7 protein-coding genes are annotated in these 12,273 nt (G+C 67.1%); 5 read left to right on the top strand and 2 right to left on the bottom strand.

The window, feature by feature from the left end; genetic code table 11:
- Window positions 1–129: 129 nt before the first annotated feature.
- On the bottom strand, window positions 130–4,011 hold the full coding sequence (purL, locus tag IFT63_RS12115; RefSeq protein ID WP_192084350.1) for a phosphoribosylformylglycinamidine synthase: 3,882 nt from the start codon (window positions 4,009–4,011) through the stop codon (window positions 130–132).
- 64 nt (window positions 4,012–4,075) lie between these two features.
- Here purL and IFT63_RS12110 point away from each other — a divergent pair, with 64 nt between their 5' ends.
- The 4 genes from IFT63_RS12110 to IFT63_RS12095 all read left to right on the top strand — a co-directional run bounded on the left by IFT63_RS12110 (window position 4,076) and on the right by IFT63_RS12095 (window position 9,833).
- Entirely contained in the window at window positions 4,076–5,116 is a 1,041-nt protein-coding gene (locus IFT63_RS12110; protein WP_192084349.1) for a hypothetical protein, read from the top strand.
- Window positions 5,117–5,201: 85 nt separating this feature from the next.
- The gene (locus IFT63_RS12105; RefSeq protein WP_192084348.1) at window positions 5,202–5,915 is read left to right on the top strand and encodes a hypothetical protein; all 714 of its coding nucleotides are present in this window, start codon (window positions 5,202–5,204) and stop codon (window positions 5,913–5,915) included.
- Window positions 5,916–6,120: 205 nt separating this feature from the next.
- Complete coding sequence (locus tag IFT63_RS12100; protein WP_192084347.1) at window positions 6,121–7,494, top strand: OTU domain-containing protein; 1,374 nt, start codon at window positions 6,121–6,123, stop codon at window positions 7,492–7,494.
- Between the two features lie 245 nt (window positions 7,495–7,739).
- Entirely contained in the window at window positions 7,740–9,833 is a 2,094-nt protein-coding gene (locus IFT63_RS12095; protein ID WP_192084346.1) for a glycosyl hydrolase family 18 protein, read from the top strand.
- A gap of 463 nt (window positions 9,834–10,296) precedes the next feature.
- Here IFT63_RS12095 and IFT63_RS12090 read toward each other — a convergent pair whose 3' ends face one another.
- Window positions 10,297–11,064, bottom strand: coding sequence for a thioredoxin fold domain-containing protein (locus IFT63_RS12090; protein WP_042615339.1), 768 nt, complete (start codon window positions 11,062–11,064; stop codon window positions 10,297–10,299).
- A 156-nt stretch (window positions 11,065–11,220) separates the two neighbouring features.
- On the opposite strand from IFT63_RS12090, the gene IFT63_RS12085 reads away from it, so the two are divergent.
- Entirely contained in the window at window positions 11,221–12,270 is a 1,050-nt protein-coding gene (locus IFT63_RS12085) for a hypothetical protein (protein ID WP_192084345.1), read from the top strand.
- Window positions 12,271–12,273: the final 3 nt, after the last annotated feature.

Here is a 12,273-nt window from a genome sequence, read left to right as displayed (position 1 = left end):
CTTCGCCTGTTCAGTAACCTATTGGCGCCCAACGTCGCGCATCGAGCATGTTCCAAGAAAAAACCCGCCGGTTGCCCGGCGGGTTCTCAGTACGCCTGCGGATTGGCGCTCTGCATCACTGAACGGTGTTCAGCCGCACCATACGCGGGCGTTGCGGAACATCCGCAGCCACGGCGAGTCGCCCTGCCATTCAGCAGGTGCCCAGCTCAGGTTGAGCGCACGCGGCGTGCGTTCCGGGTGCGGCATCATGATGGTGACCCGGCCATCGGTGCTGGTCAGGCCGGTGATGCCCTCGGGTGACCCGTTGGGGTTGAGGGGGTACTGGCTGGCCACGTTGCCGTCGCCGTCGATATAGCGCAGTGACACCCGGGCAGCGGCCTGGTCCACGGCGGTGTCGAACACCGCGCGGCCTTCCCCGTGCGCCACCGCCACCGGCAGCCGCGAACCGGCCATCCCGCGCAGCAGGATCGAAGGCGATTCCACGACTTCCAGCAACGCGGTGCGGGCTTCGAACTGCTCGCTGGCATTGCGGCGGAACTGCGGCCAGTGCTCGGCACCCGGGATGATCGACTTGAGCTGGCTGATCATCTGGCAACCGTTGCAGACGCCGAGCGAGAAGCTGTCTTCGCGCGCGAAGAACGCCGCAAATGCATCGCGCAGCGCATTTCGCTCCAGGATCGAGGTCGCCCAGCCACGCCCTGCACCGAGCACATCGCCGTAGCTGAAGCCACCGCAGGCGGCCAGGCCGGTGAAATCGCGCAGGTCCACGCGGCCTTCGATCAGGTCGCTCATGTGCACGTCGAACGCACTGAAGCCGGCACGTTCGAAGGCGTTCGCCATTTCAATCTGGCCGTTGACGCCCTGCTCGCGGAGGATGGCGACCTTCGGCCGGATCCCGGTGTTGATGAACGGCGCACCGATGTCCTCATCCAGGTCGAAGCCCAGCTTCGGCTTCAGGCCCGGTGCGTTGAAGGCGCGTGCGACCTCGCGTTCCTGGTCGGCGGTCTCAGGGTTGTCACGCAGTTTCTGCATGGCATGGGTGACCGACCACCAGGCATCGAACAGCGCTTCCCAGCGCCACTCGACCACGTTTTCGCCGTGCAGCGATACACGCACCACCGGTGCGGTGGTCGGCCGCGCGATGCGCTGCGCGCACTCGGTCAGGGCGTGGCGTTCCACCAGGTCGGCGAACGCCGCCCGGTCTTCGCGCGCGACCTGCACCACCGCGCCCAGCTCTTCGTTGAACAGGCTGCGGAACGGATCATCGCCCCAGGCATCGAGCAGGATGTCCAGGCCCATCCGCGAGGCAAACGCCATCTCGCACAGCGCGGCGAAGGCGCCGCCGTCGCTGCGGTCGTGGTAGGCCATCAGCAGGCCGTCACGGCGCGCATCGCGGATCAGTTCGAAGAATGCGCGCAGGCGCTGCGGATCATCCAGGTCCGGCGCGGTGCCACCGAAGGCCGGCAGGCCACCGTGGTCGGCATGCACCTGGGCCAGGATCGAACCGCCCATGCGCTGCTTGCCGGCACCCAGGCCGATCAGCCACAGCTCGCTGTCCAGATCCCGCTGCAGCAGCGGGGTCAGCTGCTGGCGCACGTCCAGCACCGGCGCGAAGGCGGTGATCACCAGCGACACCGGCGACACACTCTTGTGCGCCTCGCCTGCGTCATGCCATTGCGCCTGCATCGACAGCGAATCCTTGCCGACCGGAATGCTGATGTCCAGCTGCGGGCACAGCTGCATGCCGACGGCCTTGACCGCGTCGTACAGCAACGCATCTTCGCCGTCGTGGCCGGCAGCGGCCATCCAGTTCGCCGACAGCTTCACTTCGTCCAGCGCATCCACCGGTGCGGCGCACAGGTTGGTGATCGCCTCGCCGACAGCCATGCGCGCCGATGCGGCGGCATCCAGCAGGGCCAACGGGGTGCGTTCGCCCAGCGACATCGCCTCGCCGACCACGCCATCGAAGCCGGTCAAGGTGATCGCCACGTCCGATACCGGTACCTGCCACGGCCCGATCATCTGCTCGCGCGCGGTCAGGCCACCGACACTACGATCGCCGATGGTGACCAGGAAGTTCTTCGCCGCCACCGTCGGGTGCGCCAGCACGCGCAGGCCGGCTTCATGCAGGTCCAGGCCGCTGGTCTTCAGCGCCGGCCAGCGCGGCGCCGGCGGGTGGCTGGTATCGCGATGCATCTTCGGCGGCTTGCCGAACAGCACGTCCATCGGCAGGTCGATCGGAGCGTCGGCCGGGATATTGCCCGGCGTCGCACCGTAGGCCACCACCAGGTGTTCTTCGGCGGTCGCCACGCCCACGGCGGCGAACGGGCAGCGCTCGCGCGCACACAGCGCGGCGAATTCGGCCAGCCGTTCCTGGGCCACGCCCAGTACGTAGCGTTCCTGCGATTCGTTGCACCACAGCTGCATCGGCGACAGCGACGGATCATCGCTGGGCACCTTGCCCAGGTCGATCACACCGCCCACGCCGGAATCATGCAGCAGTTCCGGAATGGCGTTGGACAGGCCACCGGCACCGACGTCGTGGAAGAATTTGATCGGGTTGTCCAGCCCCATGCCGACGCAGCGGTCGATCACTTCCTGGCAGCGACGCTCCATCTCCGGGTTGTCGCGCTGCACGCTGGCGAAATCGAGGTCTTCGGCACTTTCACCGGAGGCCACCGACGAGGCGGCACCACCGCCCAGGCCGATCAGCATCGCCGGGCCGCCCAGCACGATCACCGCATCGCCCGCCTGCAGCGAGATCTTGTCGACCTGCACGCGGTCGATCGCGCCCAGGCCGCCGGCCAGCATGATCGGTTTGTCGTAGGCGCGGGTGATGCCGCCCTCGGCCAGTTCGAAGGTGCGGAAGTAACCGAGCAGGTTCGGCCGGCCGAATTCGTTGTTGAACGCGGCACCGCCGAGCGGGCCGTCGAGCATGATGTCCAGCGCCGGGGCCATGCGCGGGTTCAGCGCGCGCGGCGCCTCCCACGGCTGCGGCAGGGTCGGGATGCGCAGGTGCGACACCGAGAAACCGGTCAGGCCGGCCTTCGGCTTGCCGCCGCGGCCGGTCGCGCCTTCGTCGCGGATCTCACCGCCGGCACCGGTCGCCGCGCCCGGGAAGGGAGCGATGGCGGTGGGGTGGTTGTGCGTTTCCACCTTGATCTGGAACGCGCTGGGCAGCACCGCTTCGCTGCGGTACTGGCCGCTGGCCGGATCCGGCCGGTAGCGTGCGGCCGGATGGCCTTCGATCACCGCGGCGTTGTCGCTGTACGCGCTGAGCGTGTGCTGCGGGGTCTGCTGGTGGGTGTTCTTGATCATCCGGAACAGCGAGCGATCCTGCTCCTGGCCGTCGATGGTCCAGCTGGCGTTGAATATCTTGTGCCGGCAGTGTTCGGAGTTCGCCTGCGCGAACATCATCAGTTCCACATCCGACGGCTTGCGCCCGAGCTGGCCGAAGCGCTCGCGCAGGTAGTCGATCTCGTCCTGCGCCATGGCCAGGCCGAGGCGCTGGTTGGCGCCTTCCAGGTCATCCAGCGCCACGCGTTCCAGTTCGCCGCGCGCTGGGGTGGAGAACAGCGTGCTGCCCTGCTCCACTGTCTCCAGTACCGACTGCGTCATCGGGTCATGCAGCGCCTTCACCAATGCCTGTTGCGCGGCCGGATCGGTCGGCCAACCCAGCACATCGATGCGCAGACCGCGTTCCACCCGGCTGACCGGCTGGCCCGCTCCGCGCACCAGTTCGGTGGCCTTGCTGGACCACGGCGAGAGGGTACCCAGGCGCGGCACCACGAAGCGTCGGGTGGCGCCTTCGGCCAGCGGCTCGGCCCGTTCACGCGCCTCCAGGATCCGGCACAGAGTGGCGGTATCGGCCACGCCCTGCCCGTCGGGCTGGATGAAGTAGACCTGCCAGGCTCCGCTGATGCGCAGATCGGCGGCAATGGACTGCAGGCGGGATTCGAGACGTTCGCGGCGGAACGCCGACAGGGCGGGCGCGCCCTCGAGGACCATCATGTCCGGGGAACCGTGGTTGGGAAACGGGCCCGATAGTGTACCGGAAGCGGCGTGGCGGGCCCCGATGGCCGATAACTGGAGGCCGCTGCGCGGACAACGCGCGACGGTGATCCTCCCCCAGACCGACGAGCCCACTGCCATGCTGTCTGCTTCCGCGACCATTCTGTCCACTACGCCCGGCCCCCTGTCCTCGACCGCCCTGCTGCGCCAGGGCCTGCGCCAGATCAGCGCGGCCGGGCTGGCCCCCGTCCCTGTGCCCCGGCATGTCGTCAACTCCGGGCCGGGCCGGATCGCCCCGCACCAGGTAGACCTGGGGGGGCTTCGCGCCGTGCGTGAAAACGCGATGCGCTTCTGGCAGGGCCAGCAGGATCCGCTCAGCCTGGTGCGCCCTGCCCCATCGCCGCAGCGACCGCAAGCGAAACCTCAACCTCAACCGCCCCGGCCGCTGTATGGCGCCCTGCCGTTGCCGCCGCCGCGGGTATTCGCGCTGGCCCGCTGCGGCCCGTGGCAGAGGCCGCAGGTGTCGGCCCCGCCGAGAATCGTCGAGGCCGTGCGCAAGCGCTTCGAGCCCAGCCTGGAACTGGAAAGCTGGTTGAGCGAACAGCCCATCGTGGTGCGCCGCGAGGAGCGTCATCCGCTGGGTCTGCTCAGCCTGCAGGGTCTGCCGCTGTTGGAGCGCAATACAAGCCACCGCAGCGAGCCCTGGCCCAGCCGCACCAGCACCAGCGTTGTGCGTGGCACGGTGGCGCGGGCGGTTGCCCTGAAGCAGGCGCGCGACCGAGCGGCCGGTGGCGGGGATCGCGTGTCGTCAGCAGCCAGGAGCGGCCTGGACCACGCCTTGCCCGCCTCACCCGACAGCGGCCTGTCGCTTGACTCCAGCGATGACGACAGGGAGACCTCGGATGCCGACATCTGCGCGCGGCGGATCGCAGCCTTCCATCAGACGTGTCCGGATAGACAGCGATTGGACGATCTGCTGCGTGGACTCATCCCGAAGCCGTCGGCGCAGTGTCCGCACCCCCCGCATTTCTACCCTGTCCGGCCGCAGGCCAGTGAACTGCATCCCTTTGGCATCCACCGGGAGTTGCGTGCCGCGTGCCGCTGAGGTCGCCGGCGGCTGCGCGATTTCTGGCGGCGACCGGGTGCTTCAGCGACCACGCTGGGGTCACGCCCTACACCGAGGAAATCCCATGTTCTGCGTCAAGTACACCCCCCCATCCTTCGCCCCGCGCATCGCTGCCGAGCTGCCGCGTGCCGCACGGCAAGCCGAAAGCCTGTCGCTCTCACGCATTCACAACACCGACGCGATGCCGCGTTCGTCTGCCAGGATGGCCAACTACCGTGCGTTCACGCGGAGCTACACGCCCGCAGGACCAGAGGCCGGCTCCCGCCCCTGGATGATTACCGAGAAAGCTGGCCCGACGGTCCCGGTGCCCGCGACCCTCCCCGCCGCCCATAAGTTCTGCGCATTTACCGGAATCCCGTTGCGCAATGGGTTGCTCGATGTAACAAGCAGGCCCTCCGTACATCGCGCATCCGCCGCATTCCAGACTGGCTCCCGTGCGCCCACTGTCGTCGGCCTGCGCGCACCGGAAATGCGGCCGTTTTTCTCGATGTTGACCGGGGTCGCAGCGGCCACCACGGCTGAAAACAAGACGCAGCCCACGCCTTCGGCCGCTTCGGTGGTGTTGTCGGCAGGGTCGGCGGCTGCGTGTTCACGCGGCCAGGCTACAGCGCAGCGCAGTGGCGATGAGGTGCTGAACGACATCGGCGCACTCCGCAAGAAGTGGCAGGACGGGTACTTCGCATCAAGCGCAAGCCAGACGTCCGCAATGCAGGATTCCGCTGACAGGGTCAATCGTATCCGCGCGGAGATCGCGCAGGCGCGAAACAGCCGCACCTGAGTCACGCCACGCCGCGCCCCTCCTTTCCCCGAAGCTGATCGCCATGCCTGCACCCTGCCCTGTTCCCAGCCCGGTCATCGCACCGCGCATCGCGTTTCCGTCCCCAGCGACATCGCACGGGTCTTCCCGGTTCTCGGTCGCGAGCGTCCGCAACGGCGAGCCCCCGGGTGGGCACGGGCATGGCGCGGGTGTCGCGGGTGCCTGCATGGGCAGCGCCGACCTTCTCTCGGGCAACCCGGCTGCGCGGGCGTCCCAGCAGCCACCGGTCACCCGGGAGCTGTTCGAGCAGCTTGTCCGAGACTTTGACATCCGACTGGCGGGCCTATCGACCAGCGCGCTGACGGACCAGCGGAACACGCTGCGGGAAGGGACGCAGGTTGGCAACGGGTCGCGGCAACCCACCGAGGTGGAGCGGCAGTGCTTGATCGTCGGCCTCACCCTGGAGCTTCTGCAACATCCGGGCGTCTGGAACGAAGGCGCCGGCGACCTGGTTCCGCTCATCGTTCACAGCGCCCACTGGCCCCCGGACATTGCACTGCGCATCGTAGACGCTGACGATGGCGCTATCCATCTCCATCGGCACGGCCAGCCCGAGTTGTCCCACCGTCGCCCTGGCGACCAGGAACTTCCCGAAGTGCAGGACAACGAGATCATCCTGCTGCGCCATGGCCGTCACTTCGACCTGCTGCGGCGCGACCGGGACAGGGTGATTGATGAGGTCCCAGCCGACGGTGACTGCTTCTTCAGCTGCATTTCCAAGGCGTTGGGCCACGACGACATCCAGCGCTCGAACCTGCGGCTGCGTCAGGGCCTCGCCGAGCATCTGTGGAGCCAGCCCGAGGCCTTGCAGGCCGTCGCCGCGTTTGATGGGCCGTTGCACGACCCAGGCCCCAACCAGGTGAAGCGAGCAGCAGATCGTGTGGAAGAGAAGGGCGTTTTGATCCCGCCCCCGGATTACGAGGGCAGCGATGGCGTGAGCGCGTCGAAAGTGCCTGGGTCGGTCAGTGCATCGTTGATGCCGGCAATGATCGGCTTCTACAACGCGGAAATGCGACGGTTCATGCGCGACGATGTCTATCCCCCGCCCTTGCTTGCACGTATGCACGAAAAGCTGGTCAAGGATCTCGTCAACGAAGTGGTCGAGATGTTGGAGGCTAGCGACAACGGTTCACTGCGGCAGGAACTTGTCACCGCATTCGAAACGGATTTCGAAGCGCATAAAGCCACCAATGCGCACGAGCTCACGCGCGTGCAGGGCCTGATCGCCAAGGCACTCGAGAAAGTGCGCAATGAATATACCGAACAGATAGAAGGCGTGCTTACGGAAAATTCCCACGGGCTGGACGAAACCGCGCTGGAACGCATGAATCTGGACATCCGGCAACGCGTAGTAACGCAGCTGCAAGCTTCGCTGAAAGCGATCCGCAGTAATGAACCGCCGCAGGACCATGTGAAGAGCATCGAAGCGCACATGGACGGATACTTTGCCGCCGTGAAGCTAGCGAACGCCGAAAAACGGGCGACGTCGAAATCTGCTTCGTCTTCTGCATCGAAGTCTGCATCCAAATCTGCGGATTGACCCCCGCGGTCGCGGAGCTATCGGAATGCGCGCCGTGTTGTAGGCGATTGCACCTGGAGTCGTAAAAGGGGAACCAGCGCACGGTTTAAGGTCGGTTAAGATGACAACGTTGTCGCAACCGCCCGCCTTTGTAGCGCGGTGGTCTTGTCCGCCCCCCTCCGCCGCCTGTCCGCGGCGCCCGGACCTGCGTCACGCGCGGCGCCATCGTGGCCCGCGCGACAATCTGATTCGATCGGAGATATCCCATGCATGACCCGATTGCACGCAGTGCCGCTCGTTCCGTCCGCTGTTTCCCGCATCGCTCCGGGTGGCTTCTCGCCCTGGCCATCGGTGGCGCCCTGCCTGGCCTGGCGCAAGCCGCCAACTGCACAGGGGTGGGCCAATGGGACCAAGCCAAGATCTACCGCGCCGGTGACACCCTGCAGAAAGGGGGGGTGCTTTACCAGGCGAAACAGGACATCTGGAATGCCCCGCCGGACCACCCCGCCGGCGCCCCGTACTACACCAACCTCGGCGCCTGCGACGGCGGCGGCAGCAACCAGCCACCGGTGGTCAGCCTGACCTCCCCGTCCAATGGCGCCACCTTCAGCGCCGGCAGCACGGTGAACGTCAGCGCCAACGCCAGCGACGCCGATGGCAGCATCAGCAAGGTCGAATTCTTCCGGGGTGGCAGCTCGATCGGTATCGACACCAGTGCGCCGTACAGCGCCAGCTGGGCCAATGCCAGCGCCGGTACCCACACCCTGCGCGCGGTGGCCACCGACAACAACAACGCCACGGCCAGCACCGCCACGATCTCCATCACCGTCAACGCGGCCAGTGGCGACACCACCGCGCCCAGCGTGCCCGGCGCCTTGGCGGTCGGCACCCGTACCGCCTCCAGCGTCGCGCTGAGCTGGAATGCCTCCACCGACAACAGCGGTGGCAGCGGGGTGGCCGGCTATGACGTGTACCGCAACGGCAGCCTGGTCGGCTCCCCCTCCAGCGCCACGTACGTCGATGGCGGCCTGTCTCCTTCCACGACCTACAGCTACCGCGTCCGTGCGCGCGACAACGCCGGCAATGCGTCCGCCCAGGGCGGTACGGTCAGCGCCACCACGTTGGCCGGTGACGGCGGCACATCAGGCAAGCGGGTCATCGGCTACTTCACCCAGTGGGGCATCTATGGCCGCAACTACCGGGTCAAGAACATCGACAGCAGCGGCTCGGCGGCGGGTCTGACCCACATCAACTATGCCTTCGGCAACGTCCGCAACAACCGCTGCGAAGTCGGCGTCACCCAGCCTTCGGACCCCAATACCGGCGCCGGTGGCGATGCCTTCGCGGACTACAGCAAGGCGGTCTCCGCCGCCGAAAGCGTCAGTGGCAGCGCCGATACCTGGGACCAGCCGTTGCGGGGCAACTGGAACCAGCTCAAGCAGCTGAAGGCCAAACATCCCGGCCTGAAGGCGCTGATTTCGCTCGGCGGCTGGACCTGGTCGCGCGGTTTCTCCAGCGCCGCACGCCCGGAAAACCGCCAGGCCTTCGTAGCTTCGTGCATCGACGCGTACATCCGCGGCAACCTGCCGGTCACCGATGGCGCAGGCGGCACGGCGGCGGCGCTGGGCGTGTTCGATGGCATCGACATCGACTGGGAATATCCCGTCGCCTGCGGCATCGCTTGCGGTGCGCCGGAGGACAACGCCAACTTCACCGCGCTGCTGGCCGAGTTCCGCCGCCAGCTGGATGCGGTGCGGCCGGGTCTGCTGCTGACGGTTGCCGTGGGCGCCGGCATCGACAAGATCCGGGTCACCAATCCAGCGGCCTATCATCCGTACCTGGATTACATCAACGTGATGACCTACGACTTCCACGGCGCGTGGGATCCGCGGACCAACCATCACTCGGCGCTGTTCGATGCTCCCGCTGATCCGTCCACCGGCGACCAGCTGCAGTACAACAGCAATGACGCCATCGAAGCCTTCATCGCACGCGGTGTTCCGGCATCGAAGCTGAACCTCGGCATCGGCTTCTACGGCCGCGGCTGGAACGGCGTGGGCGGCGGCAACAACGGCATGTACCAGACCGCTTCGGGCGCTGCGCCAGGCACCTATGAGGCCGGCATCGAAGACTGGAAGGTGTTGAAGAACCTGGGCTGGCCGACCTATACCGACGCGGCCGCTGGCGCCACCTGGGCCTACAACGGCAGCACACTGTGGAGCTATGACACCCCCGCCAACGTGACCCGCAAGATGACCTATGTCAAAGCCCAGGGACTGGGCGGGGCGTTCTTCTGGGAATTCAGTGGCGACGACGCGCAGGGCACGCTGTCACGCAGCATCAGTGATGGCCTGAAGTAAGACCAACGACGGCTTCCCGCGATCAGAGCGGGGAGCCGTCGTCTGCTTCACGGAGCGTCAGAAAGGTTTCGGCGGCCGCAGGCGGAACACGCTGGCCGGTGGCAGCGGCCAGGTAGCCGACTCGTCATTGCAGATGGAAACCCGGCGGATGGCCGTGGCGGCGTCGCCACTGCGGGTGTCCTGCGTGCCGGTTGACCCCGCCGTTGCAGGCCGCGGTGGCAGGTTTGCGATCGCGGTGGGCACCGCACCGGCCGGGCGGGCGGCGAGGGGTACCCTCGCCGGCGGGACCGCCGGTCGACCCAGCGGACGCGCCGGGTCAGCGGAAGAAGCAGCGCGCGGCATCATGAGAGATCTCCACCTGTGGATCTCTACGATGCACGCGCTTCACCGCGCCGGCTTGCATATTTACTGCAGCGGTTTCCGCCAGTACGCCGGGCCGACCGGCATCACGGAGGACCGTGATTCAGCGCGCGCGGCGGTCCAGAGCGGCCTTCAGCTGCGCAGGCGGCAGGTAGCCACCCAGCTGGGTGCCATCTGCGGCGAAAATCGCCGGCGTGCCGTTGACGCCGAGCTGCTGGCCCAATGCGTACTGCATGGCCACCGGGTTGGTGCAGTTCTTCGCCGGCACCGGGCTGCCCTGCTTGGCGGCAGTCAGGGCCTTGCGACGATCACTGGCGCACCAGACCGAGATCATGTCGGTGTAATCCTTGCTGCCCAGCCCCATCCGCGGGAAGGCCAGGTATTCCACCGTGATGCCGTTGCGGTTGAGCTCGGCGATATCCTGGTGCAGCTTGCGGCAGTATCCGCATTCGATATCAGTGAATACGCTGATGGTGTGCTTGGCATTGGGCGCGGCAAACACGATGCGGTCACCGTGGTTTGCTTTTTCCAGCAGGCCGCGGCGATAAGCCAGCAATCCCTCGCTGTTGACCAGCGCCTTGGCCTGGATGTCGTAGGGCTGGGACTGCATCAGGTACTTGCCATCATCGGACACGTACAGCACCTGGCCGGATACGACCACTTCACGGAAGCCGGGGAACGGCGCGGCACCGATGTAGTCGGGCTTGAAGTTGGGATCCAGCTGGGTCAACGCGGCGCGGACACTCTGTTCGGCACCACCGCGTGACGATGCGGCGGGGGCAGCCGGCGTTTTTGCGGCGGGCGGCGCCGGCTGCGCACACGCACTGAGGCTGAGCATGCCGAACAGCGCGGCGGTAAGGACTCGGAACATCGGGGGCCCGCGGGATCATGAGGAACGCCGATTCTCGCACAGCAGGGCTGAGCGTCGTGCGATGGGCTGGAGGTGTCGCAATCGCCTGAGCGATTGATGGAAGCTTTGATGAAAGGCCTGCCGCAAGCTCGTTGCAAAACAACACGGGGCGCCTCCATGCAGATCCTCAGCCAGCTCGGATTGATGTTCCGGGCGAACATGCTCCGTCAGCTCAGCGCTAAGGTGGAGCTGGCCCGCACCCATTACTCGCCTTCGCGTTTCACTGCCGCGCTGACCGGCATCAACAACCAGGAGCAGCAGCTGGCAGAGCGCTTCAGCCGCGGACACCTGAGCCTGGAGAAGCTGCAGCGGCAGGCAACCCGCCTGGCCAGCCATGAGGTCATCCTCAATGCCCGGCTGACGCCGGAAGCAGACAAGGATGTGTCGCCCGCACGCCAGCCGGTACAGACCGCCACGGCGTTCCGCAGCGTGTTGCTGCGCGCTTACTGCCTGTCGAACGGGGCAGCCAGGGAGAAGGTGGGTACGCTGCTGGCACCGGATACGGTGCGCGCCCGGGCACGCACCATGCTGGCCGATGCGGTGTGGAACGGGCACCTGGTGACCGTCGATGAACTGGCCGCGCAGGTCCGCCTGCAGGCCCACCACGAAGCACTGGACGTCGGCTGTGCACCGGATCAGCTGGCGCGTCTCGAACGTGATGCCATGCGGCAGATCCTCGCCTTCGTCGGTGCATCGCACCGCCATGCCGCCGCAAGCGAGGCCTCGCCCTACGTCCACCAGCTGCTGCGCGCCACCGTCGACGCGCTGCAACTACGCAGCGAAACGCCGCCGCCGTCCGGTTCCGACGTCCAGGTTCCGCCGTCGTGGAAACGGATCACGGACGCGTTCTGGCGGCCCGGCGCGGCACCGCCGGCGTACACAGCCTTCAGCGCGGCCGTCGCGGCGGCCGTGGACGACGCCCTGCCCCCGGGCCCGGCCGACGCCACCCTGCCGGAACAGCGCTGCCGCCGCACGTTCGAACTCCTTCAGTACATCCGCCATCACGCCCCGTCGGCTTCGCGGCCCGGCATTGCCGAAGCGCGTGAGCTGCTCGAACGCCATGCCCATCGCCTTGAAGGTGAAGCGGTCGATGTCCTTATCAAGGCCAACGACAAGGCGGCCCATGCGTTCCGGCGCAGCGCATCCTCCGGCTCCAGCGACGCCTGACCG

It is taken from the genome of Stenotrophomonas sp. CFBP 13724, assembly GCF_014841975.1.
In the GTDB taxonomy this organism is placed as follows: domain Bacteria; phylum Pseudomonadota; class Gammaproteobacteria; order Xanthomonadales; family Xanthomonadaceae; genus Stenotrophomonas; species Stenotrophomonas lacuserhaii.
The sequence above is the reverse complement of the archived record's forward strand: the minus strand, read 5'-3'. Positions and strand labels throughout refer to the sequence as shown.